20 protein-coding genes are annotated in these 18797 nt (G+C 66.8%); 12 read left to right on the plus strand and 8 right to left on the minus strand.

Translation table 11 applies throughout. The annotated features are described in order from the left end of the window. Nucleotides 1-27: 27 nt before the first annotated feature. Genes DFR43_RS13285 through DFR43_RS13300 form a run of 4 tightly spaced genes read right to left on the minus strand, consistent with a single transcriptional unit; the run spans nucleotide 28 to nucleotide 3038 of the window. A complete protein-coding gene (locus DFR43_RS13285; protein WP_133599492.1) occupies nucleotides 28-921 on the minus strand; it encodes a DMT family transporter in 894 nt (297 codons plus the stop codon). A 1-nt stretch (nucleotide 922) separates the two neighbouring features. Then, entirely contained in the window at nucleotides 923-1681 is a 759-nt protein-coding gene (locus tag DFR43_RS13290) for a spermine/spermidine synthase domain-containing protein (RefSeq protein WP_133599494.1), read from the minus strand. Then, a complete protein-coding gene (locus DFR43_RS13295; protein WP_211338671.1) occupies nucleotides 1678-2187 on the minus strand; it encodes a DNA-deoxyinosine glycosylase in 510 nt (169 codons plus the stop codon). Before DFR43_RS13295 ends, DFR43_RS13290 begins: the two co-directional genes overlap by 4 nt. Beyond that, the gene (locus DFR43_RS13300) at nucleotides 2184-3038 is read right to left on the minus strand and encodes a TatD family hydrolase (RefSeq protein WP_133599498.1); all 855 of its coding nucleotides are present in this window, start codon (nucleotides 3036-3038) and stop codon (nucleotides 2184-2186) included. Before DFR43_RS13300 ends, DFR43_RS13295 begins: the two co-directional genes overlap by 4 nt. Before the next feature lie 79 nt (nucleotides 3039-3117). Between DFR43_RS13300 and DFR43_RS13305 the strand changes: the two genes are divergently transcribed. The 4 genes from DFR43_RS13305 (at nucleotide 3118) to DFR43_RS13320 (ending at nucleotide 6820) form a co-directional block, all read left to right on the plus strand. Next, entirely contained in the window at nucleotides 3118-3894 is a 777-nt protein-coding gene (locus DFR43_RS13305) for an SDR family NAD(P)-dependent oxidoreductase (RefSeq protein ID WP_281276469.1), read from the plus strand. Between the two features lie 5 nt (nucleotides 3895-3899). Beyond that, a complete protein-coding gene (locus DFR43_RS13310; RefSeq protein WP_245988947.1) occupies nucleotides 3900-4529 on the plus strand; it encodes a histidine phosphatase family protein in 630 nt (209 codons plus the stop codon). A 104-nt stretch (nucleotides 4530-4633) separates the two neighbouring features. After that, nucleotides 4634-5818: a beta-ketothiolase BktB gene (gene bktB / locus DFR43_RS13315; protein WP_133599502.1), complete on the plus strand. Its 1185-nt coding sequence runs from the start codon at nucleotides 4634-4636 to the stop codon at nucleotides 5816-5818. 18 nt (nucleotides 5819-5836) lie between these two features. After that, entirely contained in the window at nucleotides 5837-6820 is a 984-nt protein-coding gene (locus tag DFR43_RS13320) for a Bug family tripartite tricarboxylate transporter substrate binding protein (protein WP_133599504.1), read from the plus strand. A 3-nt stretch (nucleotides 6821-6823) separates the two neighbouring features. Here the strand turns inward: DFR43_RS13320 and DFR43_RS13325 are convergent, their stop codons facing one another. Next, nucleotides 6824-7564 (minus strand): 2OG-Fe dioxygenase family protein, encoded by a 741-nt coding sequence (locus DFR43_RS13325; protein ID WP_133599506.1) that lies wholly within the window; start codon nucleotides 7562-7564, stop codon nucleotides 6824-6826. A gap of 125 nt (nucleotides 7565-7689) precedes the next feature. Here DFR43_RS13325 and DFR43_RS13330 point away from each other — a divergent pair, with 125 nt between their 5' ends. Both DFR43_RS13330 and DFR43_RS13335 read left to right on the plus strand, forming a co-directional pair. Next, nucleotides 7690-8550, plus strand: coding sequence for a DUF2189 domain-containing protein (locus DFR43_RS13330; protein ID WP_133599508.1), 861 nt, complete (start codon nucleotides 7690-7692; stop codon nucleotides 8548-8550). A 34-nt stretch (nucleotides 8551-8584) separates the two neighbouring features. Next, nucleotides 8585-9553: a Na/Pi cotransporter family protein gene (locus tag DFR43_RS13335; protein WP_133599510.1), complete on the plus strand. Its 969-nt coding sequence runs from the start codon at nucleotides 8585-8587 to the stop codon at nucleotides 9551-9553. A gap of 26 nt (nucleotides 9554-9579) precedes the next feature. Here DFR43_RS13335 and acuI read toward each other — a convergent pair whose 3' ends face one another. Genes acuI through DFR43_RS13350 form a run of 3 tightly spaced genes read right to left on the minus strand, consistent with a single transcriptional unit; the run spans nucleotide 9580 to nucleotide 12587 of the window. Continuing rightward, nucleotides 9580-10578: an acrylyl-CoA reductase (NADPH) gene (gene acuI / locus DFR43_RS13340; RefSeq protein WP_133599512.1), complete on the minus strand. Its 999-nt coding sequence runs from the start codon at nucleotides 10576-10578 to the stop codon at nucleotides 9580-9582. 10 nt (nucleotides 10579-10588) lie between these two features. Next, nucleotides 10589-10864: a hypothetical protein gene (locus DFR43_RS13345; RefSeq protein WP_133599514.1), complete on the minus strand. Its 276-nt coding sequence runs from the start codon at nucleotides 10862-10864 to the stop codon at nucleotides 10589-10591. Between the two features lie 10 nt (nucleotides 10865-10874). After that, nucleotides 10875-12587 carry a long-chain fatty acid--CoA ligase gene (locus DFR43_RS13350; protein ID WP_133599516.1) on the minus strand — a complete coding sequence of 571 codons (1713 nt, stop codon included), beginning with the start codon at nucleotides 12585-12587 and terminating at the stop codon, nucleotides 10875-10877. A 371-nt stretch (nucleotides 12588-12958) separates the two neighbouring features. Here DFR43_RS13350 and DFR43_RS13355 point away from each other — a divergent pair, with 371 nt between their 5' ends. The 6 genes from DFR43_RS13355 (at nucleotide 12959) to DFR43_RS13380 (ending at nucleotide 18702) form a co-directional block, all read left to right on the plus strand. After that, the gene (locus DFR43_RS13355) at nucleotides 12959-13987 is read left to right on the plus strand and encodes an amino acid ABC transporter substrate-binding protein (protein WP_133599518.1); all 1029 of its coding nucleotides are present in this window, start codon (nucleotides 12959-12961) and stop codon (nucleotides 13985-13987) included. 84 nt (nucleotides 13988-14071) lie between these two features. Further along, nucleotides 14072-15250 (plus strand): amino acid ABC transporter permease, encoded by a 1179-nt coding sequence (locus DFR43_RS13360; protein ID WP_245988949.1) that lies wholly within the window; start codon nucleotides 14072-14074, stop codon nucleotides 15248-15250. A 3-nt stretch (nucleotides 15251-15253) separates the two neighbouring features. Continuing rightward, the gene (locus tag DFR43_RS13365) at nucleotides 15254-16357 is read left to right on the plus strand and encodes an amino acid ABC transporter permease (RefSeq protein WP_133599520.1); all 1104 of its coding nucleotides are present in this window, start codon (nucleotides 15254-15256) and stop codon (nucleotides 16355-16357) included. A 22-nt stretch (nucleotides 16358-16379) separates the two neighbouring features. Next, nucleotides 16380-17126, plus strand: coding sequence for an amino acid ABC transporter ATP-binding protein (locus tag DFR43_RS13370; RefSeq protein WP_133599522.1), 747 nt, complete (start codon nucleotides 16380-16382; stop codon nucleotides 17124-17126). A gap of 69 nt (nucleotides 17127-17195) precedes the next feature. After that, the gene (locus tag DFR43_RS13375) at nucleotides 17196-18395 is read left to right on the plus strand and encodes an MFS transporter (protein WP_133599524.1); all 1200 of its coding nucleotides are present in this window, start codon (nucleotides 17196-17198) and stop codon (nucleotides 18393-18395) included. 13 nt (nucleotides 18396-18408) lie between these two features. Further along, nucleotides 18409-18702, plus strand: a complete 294-nt coding sequence (locus tag DFR43_RS13380) for a hypothetical protein (RefSeq protein ID WP_133599526.1) — start codon at nucleotides 18409-18411, stop codon at nucleotides 18700-18702. Nucleotides 18703-18797 lie beyond the last annotated feature (95 nt).

The raw sequence follows: 18797 nt of genomic DNA on the forward strand, positions 1-18797 counted from the left end.
GACGGCTCAGCATCTGCTTCGATCCCGTCATGTGAAACGATATTGACCCTCAACTCGTCGCCACGAACGAGTGGGCGGGGTAGTGCAGAGGTTCCTCAGCACGCCCATGAGGATGGTGGACATGGGGCCGACCATACCCGTCTGGGCGGTCAGCCCCGAGCCGATGCGCTCGATGGCCATCATCACCATCACCACTGGCGCCGCCGTGCACAGCACCGCATTGAGCACCGACAGCCCGATCACCTCCGGCGCCACCACGGCCGCCGACAGCGGCCGAAGCAGCGCGAATTGCAGCAGGCACAGCACGCAGGCCACCGTGGTGGCCCAACCCACCAGCCGCAAGGCCCCCAGCCGCCGCACCATTTCGCCGCTGTAAACGAGGTACACCGCGTAGCTGACGGCGCTGCCAAAGACCAGTGCGGCCCCGATGGCAGTGCCCCAGCCGTCGAACGACACCTCGTGCCCGAACACGAGCAGCACGCCCGCATAGCTCAGCGCCATGGCGCCTGCCTGGCGCCCGGTGATGCGCCGCCGGTACAGCACCCAGCCCAGCAGCAGCACCAGCGTGGGGTTGAGGTACAGGATCAGCCGCTCCAGGCTGGCGCTGATGTACTGCAAGCCCCAGAAATCCAGGAAGCTGGCGAGGTAGTAGCCACTGAACCCCAGCCCCAGGATGCCGAGCCAGTCGCGCCGGGTCAGGGGCGCCACCGGGCGCGGGCTGCGGTAGGTGGCCCACCATGTCATGGCCAGAAACAGGGGTAGCGCAAACAGCATGCGGTACATGATGAGGGTGACCGCATCCACGCCGTAGCGGTACGCCAGCTTCACGATGATGGCCTTGCCACTGAACGCGATGGAGCCTGCCGCGGCCAGCAGCAGGCCGGTGGTCAGCGTGCGGGGGTGGAGGGCGGCCTGCTGCATCTCACCCCTGCAACGGTTTGAACACCTTGAGCCATTTGCGGGCCGGCAGCCCCCAGCGGGCCTGCACCGCCTCGGCCTGCTTGAGCAGATGGCGCCGGTCTGGCGCTTGGGGCGTGCGCAAGGCCAGCACCACGGTGTTGCCCTCGCACGTGGGGCGGAACGCCCAGACGGCCGCGTCGCCAAACGCCTGGCGGATGTGCCCGAGCGAGCGTTCGTAGCTGGCCTGGCGGCCGAACAGGTTGACGGTCATGGCGCCATCGTCGGTGAGCAGGCGGCGGCAATCGGCGTAGAAGTCCGCGCTGTCGAGCACGGGGGCGGCGGCCTCGTGGTCGTACAGGTCCACCTGAACGGCATCGAAAGCGCCGTGAAAGGGCGCGTGGGCCGCCACCTCGGCGGCGTCGCCCAGCATCACCTTGAGCCGGGCACTGTCGGGGGGCAGCTTGAACCAGGTGCGGCAGGCCGCGATCACCTGCGGGTTGATGTCCACGGCCGTGGTGTCCATGCGCAGCTTCTTGAAGCAGAACTTGGTCAGCGCCCCCGCCCCCAGCCCCAGCTGCAAGGCGCGCCGCCTGGGCACGGTGTCGAGATCGACGAACAGCAGCCAGGCCATCATGCGCTGCACGTATTCGAGCTCGATGTCGAAGGGCTGGTCGATGCGCATGGTGCCCTGTATCCATTCGGTCCCCAGGTGCAGATAGCGCACCGCCCCGTCTTCGGACAGGGTCACACCCGGCAACTCGCTGGCTGGGGCGCGGTTCATGCCACCCCTTCCAGCAAACCGTGCCGCGCGAACACGTCGCGCCAAGCGGCCAGCTTGCGCTCGAAGCTCCAACTGGCGTTGGCCGGGCTGGTGGATGGCAGGCGATACACCGGCAGCCCCAGCGCCCGGGTGTGCCGGGCGTGGCGAAAGCTCTCGCCGCCGTTGTGGGCGATCGCCTCCAGCCGGGGGCAACGGGCGCGCAAGCCCGGCAGGTCGTTGATCTGCGCGTGCCGGATGGCGCTGTCGAGGCTGCCCTCGCGCTGGCAAGCGGCATAGACGTCCCACACGCCCAGGCCACGGGCCTGCAGTTGGTCGATGCGTTCGGCGTAAGGCATGTCGGTCAGTGGCTGGCCCCACAGGGTGGCCAGAATCTTCCAGAAATGGTTTTGCGGGTGGGCATAGTAACGTTGTTCGCGCAACGACGCGACGCCCGGAAAGCTGCCCAGAACCAACAGCCGGGTCTGGGCGTCGATGACCGGCGGCAGCCCGCGCAACCACGCGCTCATGCGGGCCTCCACAACGCTTGCAACCGGGGCAAGGCGGCACAGGCGTTGCGCGCCGTGGCCTCGGCCAGCGCCGTCGCGGTCATGCCGCGCAGCCTGGCCACTTCGGCACCGATGCGTGGCAGTTCGCCCGGGGTGTTCACCCCCTGGGCTTGCCCGGCCGCGCGCGCCTGGGCCGTCACGTAGAGCCACTGGGGAGGAATGTCGGGGGCATCCGTCTCCAGCACCAGCGCCGACAGGGGCAGTTCGGCCGCCAGTTGGCGAATGCGGCGCGCCGTCTCGAACGTGGCAGCCCCGCCAAAGCCCAAGCGCCACCCCAGCGCCACGAACGCCTCGGCCTGCTGCCGGCTGCCGCTGAAGGCGTGGACGATGCCTGCGGACAACGGCTGGCAACGCCGGGCCCGTTCGCGCAGCGGGCGCAGCAGCGCGTCGGCCGATCGCCGCACATGCAAGATGACCGGCAACCCATGGCGGCAGGCCAGTTCCAGCTGCGCCTCGTAAAAATGCTGTTGCTTGGCCCGCATGGCCGGCTCGCACAGGGCCGGCACGAAAAAATCGAGCCCGATTTCACCCACCGCCACCAGACGCTCATCGGCCTGGGCCTGACCGAGGCGCCCATCGAGGGCGGCCAAATCGGCCTCGTCGGCCTGCGGCACATACAGCGGGTGAATGCCCAGGGCATAGGCGTCGCCGGTGCGGTGGGCCCAGTCGCGCACGGCGTCCCAGTTGGCCCGCTCCACCGCCGGCAGTACACACAGGCTCACACCCGCCGCCCGCGCCTGTTCGCGCAGCCGCGCGCGCTCGGCGTCGGACCACTCGGGCGCATCGAGATGGCAATGGCTGTCGATCCACATGGGGCTTTCGATTATCGGACAGTCGGCCTGCGCATGCCTGCGGCACAATCCGCGCACAGGCACCCCACGGAGAACGGCCTTGAACGCACCGCGACATTTGACCATCCTGACCGGCGCTTCCCGCGGCCTGGGGCTGGCCATGGCACGCCAACTGCTGACGGCCGACAGCGTGTTGCTGTGCATCGCCCGCCGCACCAGCGACACCTTGTCCCAGGAAGCCACGGCCTGCGGCACGCATCTGGAACAATGGGAACAGGATCTGGCCGACACCCAGGAAGCGGCCGAGCGCCTCGAACGCTGGTTGCACAGCCTGCATCCACCCAGCCTGGCCAGCGCCACGCTCATCAACAACGCGGGCGTGATCCCACGCATTGGCCCCATCGACGACTGCCCGGCCGAAGAACTCACGCGCGCCCTGCGGGTGGGCCTGGAAGCGCCGATGCTGCTGACAGCGGCCTTCCTGCGCGCCACGGACGCGTGGGTGCGCCAGGGTTGGGAAGGGCCGCGCAAGGTGCTCAATATTTCGTCCGGGCTGGGACGGCGGGCCATGGCCGCCCAGGCGCCTTATTGCGCCGCCAAAGCCGGGCTGGACCATTTCAGCCGCTGCACTTCCCTCGACGAGGCCCGCCGACCGCAAGGGGCTCGCGTCGTCTCGCTGGCGCCTGGCGTCATCGACACCGACATGCAGACCCATCTGCGCGCCGGCGATCCCGTCGCCTTCCCCGACCGAGACCGTTTCATCGGCCTCAAAATCCAGGGGCAGCTGACCTCGCCCGACGACGCGGCCCGGCAGGTGCTGGCCTATCTGGCGCGGCCGGACTTTGGCGAGCACCCCGTGGCCGACGTGCGGGACTGAACCCCATGCCCCGCCCGCTCATGCATCGCCGGCACGTCCTGCAAGGAGGCATCGGCATCGCAGCATGGCTGATGCAGCCCGGCGCGCGGGCGCAGGTGGCTGCCGAACCCGCGGGCGCATCGGCTGCGGACTTCTGGCGCCTGGCCCGGGCGGGGGGATGCGTATTCCTCATGCGCCACGGCGCCACCGAGGCCGGCCTGGGCGACCCACCGGGTTTTCGGCTCGACGACTGCCGCACCCAGCGCAACCTCAGCGAAGCCGGGCGGGCAGCGTCGCGACAACTCGGGCTGCGCTTTCGGGATGAAGGCGTGCGACTGAGCGCGGTGTACAGCAGCGCCTGGTGCCGCTGCCTCGACACCGCTCGCCTGGCCTTCGACCCGCACTACCCGGCGCACCAGATCTGGCCGGCGCTCAACTCCTTCTTCCAGGGCCAGGGCGATGCGGCCGCGCAAACCCGCGAAGTGCTGCAACGCGCCGCCACCCTGCACCCACCCGACAACTGGATGCTGGTCACCCACCAGGTCAACATCACCGCCCTGACCGGCGCTTTCCCGGCCATGGGCGAAGTCTTCCTGACGCGCGCCGACCCACAGCGGCCCGACCGGCTCTCGCTGCTGGCCCGACTGCCCGCATGAACCTGGCCGGCTGCGCGGCGCCGGCCTCGAAATCTGGCGGCGTTGCCGCTAAGATGACGCCGCAACCTCAACCCCCGACTCAACCCCCACCACAAGGACCCAGCATGAGCAGAGAAGTTGTCGTCGTCAGCGGTGTGCGCACCGCCATCGGAACCTTTGGAGGCAGCCTCAAAGACGTGCCCACCACCGAACTCGGCGCCCTGGTGGTGCGCGAAGCCCTGGCCCGCGCCCAGGTCGAAGGCAAGGACGTGGGCCACGTGGTGTTCGGCCATGTCGTCAACACCGAACCCAAGGACATGTACCTCTCGCGCGTGGCGGCCATGAACGGCGGCTGCCCCGAAACCACCCCGGCCTTCAACGTCAACCGCCTGTGCGGCTCGGGCCTGCAAGCGGTGGTGTCGGCGGCCCAGGCCATCATGCTGGGTGACTGCGACATCGCCATCGGCGCTGGCGCCGAAAACATGAGCCGCGCACCCTACGCCAGCCTGACCAGCCGTTTCGGCGCCCGCATGGGCGACGCCAAGCTGGTGGACATGATGGTGGGTGCCCTGCACGACCCCTTCCACAACATCCACATGGGCGTGACCGCCGAAAACGTGGCGGCGCAGTTCGGCATCACCCGCCAGATGCAGGACGAACTGGCCGTGGAAAGCCACCGCCGCGCCGAGCGCGCCACCCAGGAAGGCCGCTTCAAAAGCCAGATCGTGCCGGTGATGCTCAAGACCCGCAAAGGCGAGGTGGCTTTCGACACCGATGAACACTTCCGCCCCAACTGCACACTGGAAGATCTGGCCAAGCTCAAACCCGTGTTCGTGAAAGACAACGGCACCGTGACGGCTGGCAACGCCAGCGGCATCAACGACGCCGCCGCCGCCCTGGTGTTGATGGAAGCCGGCACCGCACGCGCCCGTGGCCTAGCCCCCATGGCGCGGCTGGTGGGCTATGCGCACACCGGCCTCGACCCCAAGATCATGGGGGTAGGCCCGATTTCCGCGACCCAGGCCGTGCTCCGGAAAACCGGCCTGCGCATCGACGACCTGGATGTGGTCGAAGCCAACGAGGCCTTTGCGGCCCAGGCTTGCGCCGTGACCAAAGGGCTGGGGCTGGACCCGGCCAAGGTCAACCCCAACGGCTCTGGCATCTCCCTGGGCCACCCCATCGGCGCCACGGGCGCGCTGATCACCGTCAAAGCCCTGCACGAACTGCAACGCATCCAGGGCCGCTATGCGCTGGTGACCATGTGCATCGGTGGTGGCCAAGGCATTGCCGCGATCTTCGAGCGACTCTGAACCCCGAGGAGCCCCACCATGACACGTTCTGCGCTTTCCCGCCGGCACCTGCTGACTGCCGCCGTTGCGGCCACAGGCACTTGGATGCTGGGCCCGGCGCTGGCCGACACCCAGCGCCCCGTCAAGCTGCTCGTTGGCTTCCCCCCGGGGGGTGGCACCGACGCCATCGCCCGCATCCTCGCCGAACCGATGAAGGACGCACTCGGCGCCCCGGTGGTGGTGGAAAACCGCGCCGGCGCGGGCGGTCAGTTGGCGGCCCAAGCCCTCAAGGCGGCCACGCCCGACGGCACCACCTTGTTTCTTTCGCACGACCACAGCATCTCCATCATCCCGCAGGTGATGAAGGCCCCGGGCTACGACCCGGCCACCGATTTCGTCCCGGTCGCCGGCTTTGCCACTTTCGTCAACGCCCTGGCCGTCTCGGGCGGCACCCCGGCGCAGGACTACGCCGGTTTCGTCAACTGGGTGAGGCAACAAGGCGGCAAGAGCGCGGTGGGCATTCCGGCGCCGGCCTCGGTGCCGCAATTCCTGGTGCAGGTGCTGGCCCAGCGCAATGGGCTGGACCTGGTGGCCGCGCCCTACCGGGGCAGCGCGCCGATGATGGCCGACATGCTGGGCAACCAGATTCCTGCCGGCGTCGGCTCGATCCCGGACTTCATCGAAAACCACAAGGCGGGCAAGTTGCGCGTGGTGGCGGTGATGGGCAAAGAGCGGCAGGCCATCATGCCGGAAGTGCCGACCTTCGCCGAACTCGGCGTCGCCGGGTTCGAGGACGTGCCTTATTACGGCATCTTCGCGCCGGCTGGCACGCCACGGCCGGTGCTGGAGCGGCTCAGCGCCGCCGTGGCCAAGGCGCTGGAGCAGCCCCAGGTGCGCGAACGCCTCAGCGGCATGGGGTTGGGCGTGGGCTTCATGAGCGGTGAGGAGCTGCACCGGCGCGAACGGGCCTACACCCAGACGTGGGCCCGCATCATCAAGGACAGCGGCTTCCAGCCGCAGTGAAGCTCAGTCGCCCTGGAAACCACCGGCGCGGCAGGTCAGCACCAGCGTGTCGCGCCACCCCAGCTCATCCGGCTCCAGCGGCTGGATGGGCGTGGTTTCGTGAATGACCCGGGCATCGTCGAGCAGCAGCAGCGACCACGGCTCGGTCAGGGTGAAGCGCTGGCCGTTGGGCCCGTAGGCTTCGAAAACACGGCTCTCGCCCCCCTTGATGCGGTGCCGCCCCACCAGATACACGGCCACCAGATCGACCCCATCGCGGTGCGCGCCCTCAGGCGTGGGCCGGCCAATGCCGTCGGTGGTGTCGATGCGGAACTGGTGCGCCTCGATGTACCAGGGCTGCCGCCCTTTGAGCGCCGACGTGGCCGCCGCCGTCTGCACCAAAAGCCGCTGCCAGGCAGGCATGGCCACCACGGCCGGATCCATCGGCTCGAACCAGCGCTGCATCCCGCCGTGCAGGGCGTTGTACTCCACCGGCTGCCAGTGAGCACGGTGAGGCACCTGCCGCACCGCATCGCCATCGACCACGAAGCAGCTGTGGCGCCGCTTGCGGTAGCGCCCACCGTCTTTCAGGTAGCGGTCACTGGGCAGATCGTCCCAGCTCGGCTGCAAGGCCGCCAGCGCCTGGGGCTCCACGCCGAGCCACTGCTGCACGGAACGGGCATCCAGCACGGCATAGCCCTGCTGGGCCAGGGTGTCGTCAACGCGGGCCAGCGGCACGCAAGGGGGCAGAAAATGCGGATTCATGGCAGCACCGAGTGTAGCCCCGCGCGCGCCCGAAACCGGCGCCACCGGGTTAACACGCTACACGCTCGCGCCGCTTTTCAGTACGCTGTTTGATCGAGAGCAAACCGCCGACGACGAGGAGCGCCATGACCCCCACCCAGCCCGCCGACGACACGAGGCCGAGCGCCGAGCCGTCCACATCCGACCGCCCGCCAACGCCCCAGACGCAGACGGCTCAGGAAGGGGCGGCACCGGAAAGCGCTTCGGTGTTCTCCCTCACCCTGGCCGACCTGTCGCCCGGCGACCCGCTGCGCTGGGTGGCTCTGGGCTGGCGGGACTTTCTGCGCTGCCCACGCATCGGCCTGTTCTATGGCGGCTGTTTTTTCCTGATGGGCCACGCGCTGTGGATCGTGCTGCAGGAAGCGCCGGCCTATGTGCTGGCGCTGAGCGCCGGCTTCCTGCTGATGGGGCCGTTCCTGTGCCTGGGCCTGTACGATGCCAGTCGCGCCTTGGAGCAAGGCCTGCGCCCGTCGCTACGCGCTTCGCTGACCGCCTGGCTGCCCACCAAAGGCACCATGGCCATCTTTGCCGGCGTGCTGCTGATTCTGGAAATGCTCTGGGGCCGCGCATCGCTGGTGGTGTTTGCCGTCACCTTCAACACCATGCCCGACACGGCCAACCTGCTCCAAGCGCTGCTGAGCGTGGAAAACCTCGAATTCCTCATCACCTACACCGTCGTGGGCGCCATCTTTGCCGGGCTGATCTTCGTGACCAGCGTCATCTCCATCCCCATGATCCTGGACCGGCAGGTGGACGCCATTTCGGCCGGGCTCACCAGCATCCGCGCCTGCCTCCAGAACCCCGGCGTGATGCTGTGGTGGGGCGCCATCATCACGGCGCTGGTGTTGCTGGCCATGCTGCCCTGGTTCCTGGGCCTGTTGGTCGTCGGTCCGGTGCTGGGTCACGCCACCTGGCACGCCTACCGCCACATCGTGCCGGCCGCCTGATGCCCTGGCCGGCCAGACATGGCAAGATGCCGGCATGCTCGATGCCCTCGACTTCAGTGAATTCCAGGTCTTCATCCTGGTGCTCAGCGCCCTGCTGCTATTTCTGTACGGGCTGGAACACTTCAGCCAAGAATTGCAGACCGTGGGCCGGGACAAGCTGCCACGCTGGCTCGCCATGGCCACGCGCGACCGTTTTCGGGGGTTGCTGTTGGGTGCCTCGGTCACGGCGGTGGTGCAGTCCAGCAGCGCCGTCTCGGCACTGGTGGTGGCGCTGGTCAACTCCGGTACATTGAGCTTCGCCAGCAGCCTAGCCGTGTTGTTGGGTGCCAAAATCGGTACCACTTCCACGGCCTGGCTGGTGTCGTTTAAGCTGACCCATATCGGCCCCTACCTGATCGTGCTGGGCGGCATCCTCACGATGCTGCCCTTCTCCATCCGTGTGCTGGGCCGGGCCATTTTCTACTTCGGCTTCATCTTCTTCACGCTGGATCTGATTGGCGACTCGCTGGAGCCTCTGCGCCAGTCGCCCTGGGTGCTCGAATGGCTGGCCCGGGCCCAAGAGCCCTGGCTGGGCGTGCTCATGGGGGTGGTCGTGACGGTGCTGCTGCAGTCCAGCAGCGTGGTCAGCGGTCTGGCCATCGTGCTGGTGCAGCAAGGGGTGCTCGACCCCATAGGCGCAGTGGCCATCGTCGTGGGCGCCACCCTGGGCACCACCGCCACCGGGCTGATCGCCAGCATTCCCATGGACGCATTCGCCAAACGCGCCGCCCTGATGAATCTCCTGTTCAATGCCGTGGGCGTGGTGCTGATGTTGCCCTTTGTCTCGGCGTTTGGCGAGTGGGCGGTACGCGTGGGCGAAACGCCTGGACAAGCCGTGGCCATCGCCAACCTCGCTTTCAACGCTGGCGTGGCGCTGCTCTTTCTGCCATTCACCGGCTGGATGGGTCGGCGTTTCGCGCCCAAGGTCGAACCCCGCTCCACACCGGAAAACGCCCCGATCTGAGCCATGCGGCAAAGCGCGGCTCAGGTTCAGGCGCTGACGTTCACCACCACCCGCCCGCGAACCTGTCCGGCCAGGATCTGGCTGCCCAGCGCGGCCGCCTCGGCCAGAGGCACCTCGCGCGTCATTTGGTCCAGCCGGCGGCGGTCCAGCAGCGCGTCGAGCTGGGCCCAGGCTGCTTCGCGTCGATGCAGTGGCGCCATGACGCTGTCAATGCCGTAGAGCGTCACCCCACGCAAGATGAAGGGCGCCACGGTGGTGGGCAGATCCATCCCCTGGGCCAACCCGCACGCGGTCACCGCCCCGCCATAGCGGGTACTGGCACAGGCATTGGCCAGGGTATGACTCCCGACGGCATCGACCACGCCGATCCACCGCTCTTTCTGCAAGGGCTTGCCGGGGGCGGCCAACGTCTGCCGCTCGATGACCTCGGCCGCCCCGAGCGCCTTGAGGTAATCGGCCTCCTGCGGCCGCCCGGTCGATGCCACCACGGCGTGCCCCAGTGCCGCGAGCAAGGCCACCGCCACACTGCCCACCCCGCCCCCGGCGCCGGTGACGAGCACCTCGCCGCTGCCCGCAGCCACACCCGCCTCCGCCCAGTGCCGCTGCAGGGCTTGCACACACAGCATCGCGGTGTAGCCGGCGGTGCCGATGGCCATGGCCTGGCGGGTCGTCAGGCCCGGGGGCAATGCCACCAGCCAGTCGCCCCGCACGCAGGCCTTCTGCGCCATACCGCCCCACCAGGTCTCTCCCGCGCCCCAGCCATTGAGGATGACGCGGTCCCCCACGCGCCAGCGCGGGTGCCGGCTGGCGGCAACCGTGCCGGCCAAGTCGATGCCCGGCACCATGGGAAACTGGCGCACCACGGGCGAGCGCCCGGTGAAGGCCAGGCCATCCTTGTAATTCACGGTGGACCACTCCACCTGCACCGTCACGTCACCCTCGGGCAATTCCCCCTCGTCCACATCGACCAGGGCGCAGCGGTAGCCCTCTGCATCGGTTTTGGTGATCTTCCAGGCTTTGAACATGTCCATCTCCTCAGGGGGTGCGGCCATCGGGCCGGTTGGCATTGGCGTCCTCGGGGTCGGCGGCCGTCTCCTGCCACAGCCGCCACAACAGCACCATCCCGGCCAGGGCGTTGCCCAACGCCAGCAGGGTCAAGATCCACAACAATGCCCCTTCGGGGCGGGCCAGGTGCAACGTCCAGGCCATGCCGGATGACAAGACATTGAACACCAGCATCAGCCGGAACAGGGGATGGCGGGGCCGCCACAGGCGTCTGAGCCGGGCCAGCCCATCGGAGGCGGGAAGCATGCGGTGAATGTTACCGTGCGCGGGCCTCGGCCTCCTGCAACAGGCGCCACATCACCTTGCCGCTTCCGCTCTTGGGCAGCGCTTCGGCAAACACCACGATGCGCGGCACCTTGTAGGCAGCCATGTGTGCATGGCACCAGCCGATGATGTCCTGCTCGCTCACCTGCCCGCGTGCCTCGGCCCTGAGCACCACCACGGCCTTGACGGTTTCGCCACGGTAGGCGTCCTGCACGCCGATGACACAAGCCTCGGCAATTGCCGGGTGCTTGAACATCAGGGCTTCGACCTCGGCCGGCCACACCTTGTAGCCGCTGGCATTGATCATGCGCTTGAGGCGGTCGGTGATGAAAAAATAGCCCTCCTCGTCCACACGACCCAGGTCGCCAGTGCGGAAGAAACGCTTGCCATCCCGTTCGAAGAACACGGCGGCCGTGGCATCAGGGCGCTGCCAGTAACCGTCGAACACCTCGGGGCCATGAATCACGATTTCACCGGGCTCCCCCACCGGTAGTTCCTGCAAGGTGTCCGGGTCCACGATGCGCGCATCGGTCCCGATAAAGGGAATGCCCAGGCATTGCTGTTTGGGGCGATCCGGCGGGTTGCTGTGCGAGGGAGCGGCGGTTTCGGTGAGTCCATAGCCCTCGACGTACCGCAGACCGTAGAGGTCCAGCAGCTTCTGGGCCACGGCCTGGGGCATGGCCGCACCGCCCCCGCCGATATAGACCAGGCTGGTGAGGTCATGGCTGGCAAAGTTAGGGCTGGCCAGCAAGTCAATGATCATGGTAGGAATGTTGACCCAGTGTGTCACCTTCCAGCGCGAGATCAGCCGCCCCGCCAGTTCACGGTCCCAGCGCGGCATGATGACCATCGTGGCTCCGGCGTAAATATTGCCGTGCATGCCCAGGACCATGCCAGTGATGTGAAACATGGGCACCACGACCAGGGCCACATTCTCGGCGGCCCCATTGCACCACAAGGTGCTGGCCACGGCGTTGTGCATGAGGGTGCGGTGCGGGTGCATGCAGCCCTTGGGCAGGCCGGTCGTGCCACTGGTGTAGGGCAACACCACCAAGTCATCGGGGCCAGCGGTGTGCGGGGGCGGCTCGGCCGTGCAGGCCATGGCTTGCGCCCAGTCGTGGGCTTGCCCACCCGGCACCTCGGGCAACGGATGACGCCGCGCCAACCACTCCCGCCAGGCAGGTGGAACGTCTGCTGCCTCACCGGCGAGCATATCGGCGGGCATCGAGTCGGCGTAATGGGTGCACAGCACGCGCTGCAGCCGCTGCCCCTCGGGCAAGCGCCGGTTGGCCTGAAGGAGTTCGTCGGCCAGATCGGCCGCCACGATGGCCACACGTGCCCCGGGATCGGTGATGTAGTGCGCCAACTCATCGGCTTTGTTCATGGGGTTGACCGGCACGACCACCGCATTGGCACGCAAGATGCCGTAGTAGGCAATCACATGCTGCGGACAGTTCTGCATCAGCAGGATCACCCGGTCGCCCGCGCGTACCCCCTGCGCATGCAGCCATGCGGCCATCCTCAGCGCGGCGTCGCGAAGCTGGGCGTAACTGAGCGTCTGATCAAAGAACACGGTGGCGGGCTTGTCGGGGTAGCGGGCGGCACTGGCTTCCAGATTGAACCAGAGGGAGGTCTGGGGCACCGTGATGGCGTGCGGCAAGCGGCGCGGCCACACCGCATGGTGCAAGGCCTGTGTCGAGGACATGCGCAATCTCCTTGTTGGTGCATGAGGCACGCGGTCATCACCGCAGCGGCCATGTGAGCAGTGACAGGGTAATCCAGCGCGATGGCGCTGAATACTGGGCGAACCCGGCCATTTGTCTCGAATGAGACCGTATGGCGCCACCCCAAACACCGATTCAACCCATGGACACCCATCGCGGCCGGCGCCATCCGTTGGCATGAGAATTGCATTCGTGTTTATGCGGGTCGGCCTGGGCGACCATGAAAATTTTTCATGAAGTTCCCAGGTAAACCCCGATGCTTCTTCGAAGCCAACTTCACTAAAGTTCAGGCAGGCCGCGCAACCCCAAGAGGGTGTCGGCCGAATCAACGAAACAGAAGGAACCACAAGTCATGATTCGCAAGACGCTCAAGATCACCTCTGCTGCTGTCGCTACCGCTGCCGCCTTGCTGGCTGCGCCTGCGCACGCCGGCAAAGACCTCGACGCCATCAAGAGCCGCGGCACGCTCGTGTGCGGTGTCCACCAGGGCTTGCCCGGCTTCTCGGCCGCCGACAGCCAAGGCCGCTGGAGTGGCATCGATGTGGACGTTTGCCGCGCCGTGGCCGCCGCCGTGCTGCGCGATGCCACCAAGGTTCGCTACGTGCCACTGACCGCCCAGCAGCGCTTCACCGCCCTGCAGTCTGGCGAAATCGACATGCTCTCGCGCAACACCACCTGGACGCTGACCCGCGACGCCTCGCTGGGCCTGCATTTCACCGGCGTCACGTTCTATGACGGCCAGGGCTTCATGGTGCCCAAGAGCCTCAACGTCAAGAGCGCCAAGGATCTGCGTGGCGCCACCGTGTGCGTCGAGTCCGGCACCACCACCGAACTCAACCTGACCGACTTCTCGCGCGCCAACAACCTGAACCTGCGCCCGGTGGTGTTCAACGACAGCGCCTCGGCCACCAACGCCTACTTCAGCGGCCGCTGCCAGGTGTACACGACCGACGCCTCCGGCTTGGCCGCCTACCGCGCCAACAACGCCCAGCGTCCCGATGACCACGTCATCCTGCCCGACCTGATCTCCAAGGAACCGCTGGGCCCGGCCGTGCGCCGCGGTGACGATGAGTTCTTCGCCATCGTCAAGTGGGCGCTGTACGCCATGCTCGAAGCCGAGGAACTGGGCATCACCAGCGCCAACGTGGACCAGATGCGCGCCTCCTCCACCAACCCCAACGTGCGCCGTCTGCTGGGCGCTGGCAACGAGGACACCGGTCGCCTGCTGGGCCTGGACAAGGACTGGGCTTACCGCATCATCAAGTCCGTGGGCAACTATGGTGAATCGTTCGAGCGCAACATTGCCCCGCTGGGCCTGCCGCGCGGCCTGAACAACCTGTGGAACAACGGCGGCATCATGTACGCCCCGCCGGTCCGGTAATTCCATCGACCATCGAACCGGGACATGGCGCCTCATGTCCCGGTTTTTTGTTTCCGATCATGACTTTCAGACAGTGAGGTGGTGGTGACACATCCGACACACCCAACCACGAACCGCTGGTCCCTCAACAGCCGCGCCACGCGCGGCCTGCTGTTCCAGGCGATTGCACTCGTCCTGGTGGCCCTGGGGATCTGGTTCCTGGCACACAACACACAAACCAACATGGCGGCCCGGGGCATCCCGAGCGGCTTCGATTTCCTGGGCACACCGGCCGGCTTCGACATCGGCCAGACCATGATCCCTTACGACCCCAGCGAAAGCTATGGCAAGGCGATCTGGGTCGGCGTGCTCAACACCCTGAAGGTGGCCATCCTCGGCATCATCCTGACGACCATCCTCGGGGTGCTCATTGGCGTGGGGCGGTTTTCGCGCAACGGCCTGATCCGCGGACTCTGCTACGGCTACGTGGAGTTGTTCCGCAACGTGCCGGTGCTGCTGCAACTGTTGATGTGGTACATCTTCATGGTGGAGATCCTGCCACCGTTTGCCAACGCCTGGAGCCTTTGGGATCTGTTCTACCTGAGCAAGGATGGCTTCACCATGCCGATCCCGGCGCGTGGGGTGGGCTGGAGTTGGGTCTACTGGGGCCTGCTGGGTGGCCTGGCAGCGGCCGTGATCTGGCGCCAGCGCATGTTCAAGCGCTTCGAGCAGACGGGCCAGGAAGGCGACATGGTCTGGGTGCCGCTGGCCTTGGTGGTGGTGCTCGGGTTGGTGGGCTGGCTGGTCGGCGGCATGCCCACCGAGTGGAGCGTACCGGAAAAGCAGACTTTCATGATCGACGGCGGCTACAGCGCCACGCCCGAATTCCTGACCGTCCTCATCGGCCTGGTCACCTACACCGCCGCCTTCGTGGCCGAGGTGGTGCGCAGCGGCATCCAGTCGGTCAGTCACGGGCAGACCGAGGCCGCATCGGCCCTGGGCCTGACGCCGCGTCAGACCATGAAACTGGTGATCCTGCCGCAGGCGCTGCGCGTCATCATCCCCCCGATGACCAACCAGTACCTCAACCTCACCAAGAACTCCTCCCTCGCCGTGGCCGTGGGCTACCCGGACGTGGTCTCGGTGGCCAACACCGCCATCAACCAAAGCGGTCGTGCCGTCGAGTGCATCGCCATCATCATGCTGGTGTACCTGTCCACGTCATTGACCACATCGGTCTTCATGAACTGGTACAACGCCCGCAAGGCCATCAAGGAGCGCTAAAGCATGGCTCAGACCTTCACCCCGATCGCGCCCCGCCCCTCTCCGGTCAAGCAGACCGGCTTCGTGGCCTGGGCGCGCAAAAATCTGTTTGGCAGCCCATCGAATACGCTGACCACCCTTTTCCTGCTCGGCTTGGCCGTGTACCTGATCCCCGGCGTGGCCCAGTGGGGGCTGTTCAATGCCGTGTTCGCCCCGGACGTGGCGGCCTGTCAGGACGCCCGTGGCTCCGGCGCGTGTTGGGGCGTGGTGGCCGAAAAATACCGCCTCATTCTGTGGGGGCGCTTCCCCTATGAGGAGCATTGGCGCCCCATTCTGGCCACCCTCATCCTGGTCAGCGGGTTGGTGCTGAGCTGCATCCGCTTTTTCTGGAAGCCCTGGCTGGTCCTGATGTGGGTGGGCGTGCTCGGCGCCTTCTTCGTGCTGATGGGCGGCGGCTGGTTCGGCCTGAGCCCGGTGCGTTCCGACTCCTGGGGCGGCCTGCCGCTGACGGTGATGCTGGCCACGCTGTCACTGTTTCTGGCCTTCCCGCTTTCGGTGCTGGTGGCCCTGGGCCGGCGCAGCAACCTGCCCGTGATCCGCAGCATTTGCGTGACCTACATCGAGCTGATCCGTGGCGTGCCGCTGATCTCGATCCTGTTCATGGCCTCGTTCATGTTCCCGCTGTTCATGCCACAAGGCGTGACCATCGACGTGTTGGTGCGCGTGGTCATCGGCATCACGTTGTTCGCGGCGGCCTACATGGCCGAGATCGTTCGCGGCGGCCTGCAGGCCATCCCCAAAGGGCAACTGGAAGCCGCGGCCACCCTGGGCCTGAGCTACTGGCAGACGCAGCGCAAGATCGTGCTGCCGCAGGCCCTGGCCATGACGGTGCCCAGCATGATGAACAACTTCATCTCGGTGTTCAAGGACACCTCGCTGGTGACCATCGTCTCGCTGTACGAACTGACCGGCGCGTTGGGCATCGCCCTGAACTCCGATGCCGTCTGGCGGCCGTTCAAGATCGAGGCCTACCTGTTCATCACGGTCGTGTATTTCGCTTTCTGCTTCTCCATGTCGCGCTACAGCCTGTGGGTGGAAAAGCAACTCGTCAAGAGCAAAGCCCGCTGAGTCGGGCGCGAGGACTCCCAACATGTCTGAACAACCTATCATCCAATTCAAGAACGTCAACAAGTGGTACGGCAACGACTTCCACGTGCTGCGCGACATCAACCTGGACGTGGCCAAGGGTGAGCGCATTGTGATCTGCGGCCCCTCGGGGTCGGGCAAATCGACGCTGATCCGCTGCGTCAACCGGCTCGAAGAGCACCAGGAAGGCCAGATCATCGTGGACGGCACGGAACTGACCGACGACATCAAGGCCATCGACCGCGTGCGGCGCGAAGTGGGCATGGTGTTCCAGCAGTTCAACCTGTTCCCGCACCTGACGGTGCTGGAAAACCTGACGCTGTCGCCCATGTGGGTGGGCAAGGTGCCGAAGAAGGAGGCCGAGGAAAAGGCCATGCAGCAGTTGGAACGGGTGCGCATCGCCGAACAGGCCAAGAAGTACCCGCTGCAGCTTTCCGGCGGCCAGCAGCAGCGCGTGGCCATTGCTCGGGCACTGTGCCTCAAGCCCAAGATCATGCTCTTTGACGAACCCACCTCCGCGCTCGACCCCGAGATGATCAAGGAGGTGCTGGACGTGATGATCGAGTTGGCCGGCCAAGGCATCACCATGTTGTGCGTGACGCACGAAATGGGCTTTGCCAAGGCCGTGGCCGACCGGGTGATCTTCATGGACCAGGGCCAAATCGTGGAGCAGAACACGCCGGAGGAGTTCTTCAACAACCCGCAAAACGAGCGCAGCCGGGACTTCCTCTCCAAGATCCTGGGTCACTGAGGCGGACTGCGCTGCGGCAGTCGCGCCGGTGGCAGCGGGCCGCGCGGCCCTGGCCTATGATGGGCCACCATGTCTGCCGGCGCCACCGCTGCCTCCCCCACTGCCGCCACGGCACCGCCCCCGGTGCTGTGGCTGTTTGCCGTCTGCAATTTCGTCATCGGCACCGGGGCATTCGGGCTGTCTGGCTATCTGGGGCCCCTGTCGGAAGGGCTGGGCGTGAGCGTCAGCGCTGCCGGCCAGACCATGACGGCCTATGCCCTGGCCAACGCCTTGCTGGCCCCGCTCATCATGTGGCGCACTGGCGCCTGGGCACGGCAACGGCTGATGGTGTGGGCGCTCGGGCTGTTCACGCTCGGGGCCTGGACATGCGCCCTGGCCCCCGGGCTGTCCACGCTCATGGCCGGGCGGGTGCTGATGGGCATGGGGGCGGTGTTCACCCCCGTAGCGGCCGGCGTGGCCGTGACCCTGGTGCGCCCCCAGCAACGGGGCAAGGCCCTCTCGCGCACCTTTCTCGGCATGAGCTTGAGCTATGTGCTCGGCATGCCGATGGGGGCCTGGCTCGGCCTGGCCTTTGGCTGGCGCTGGCCACTGGCCGCCGTGGGCGCCCTGGGGCTGCTGATGTGTGTGTTGGTGGCCCGCTGCGTGCCCCGGCACGTGGGAGGCGCCAGCGAGGGGTTCAAGGGCCTGGGCCGCCTGCTCGGCCAACGCGAGGTGCTCCTCACCTTGAGCCTGACCTTGCTGTACTTCTGCGGCATCTTCATGGTGTCGGCCTACATGGGCCCTATCCTCATGGCGCTGCACCCCCTGACTCCGACACAACTCAGCGCCACGCTCATGGTGCTGGGAATGGGCGGCGTGGCCGGCACCCTGCTGGGCGGCTGGGCCAGCGATCTGTTCAGCCCCCGTCGGGCACTGCGCTGGCTGATTCTGGTCCTGCTGGCCTGCATGGCCACCGTCCCCCTGACCGCGGGCCATCCGCTGTGGACGGCCGCCCTCTTTGGTCTGTGGGCGGTTTGCGGCTTCGGCATGATGACCCCTCAGCAGTCCCGCCTGGCGGAGCAGGGACAGGGACAAACCCCCATGCTGATGAGCGTGAATGCGTCCATGGTGTACATTGGCACCGCCGTGGGAGCGGCGCTGGGCGGGGCGGCCATTCCATGGGTCGGCTTCGTACACCTGCCTTGGCTCGGGGCCTTGTTCGTGTTGGCCAGCGCCCTGACCTTGCTGCCTCGCTGGAGCCCCCGGCGTCCAGGCCCTGTCCGTCATTGATCTTGCCACGCCCGTGACCCATTCCGATCCCGTACTTTGCGAACTGCAGCGGCAACTGGCCGAGTTCCAGGCCGGCCGCTTGAGCTTGCATGCTTTCGTGCAAGCCGCCCGCCAGGCGCCCGCCACACTGCTGAGCCGGCTGCCAGCGGCCTTTGGCGAGGTGTGGCACAACCTGCTCGACCGGCTGGAATCCAGCGCCCTGTTCGCCGAAGAGAGTTGCTCCTTCAGCCAGAAGGATTTGATCGACAGTCTGCAACTCTGGATCGACAAGGCGGCGCAGCGGCTGTCCTCGGGTCGGGGAACTTAACAGGCCGTTGAAAAAGTGCCCATCGAAGCAGCCGAGGCTCTGCCTGCGTCGGCTTTCAACCGGCTGGATCCGCATTTCCAGCCCCTGGCAGCCCT

Origin of the sequence: Tepidicella xavieri (genome assembly GCF_004363315.1) — a bacterium.
Classification (GTDB): Bacteria; Pseudomonadota; Gammaproteobacteria; order Burkholderiales; family Burkholderiaceae_C; genus Tepidicella; species Tepidicella xavieri.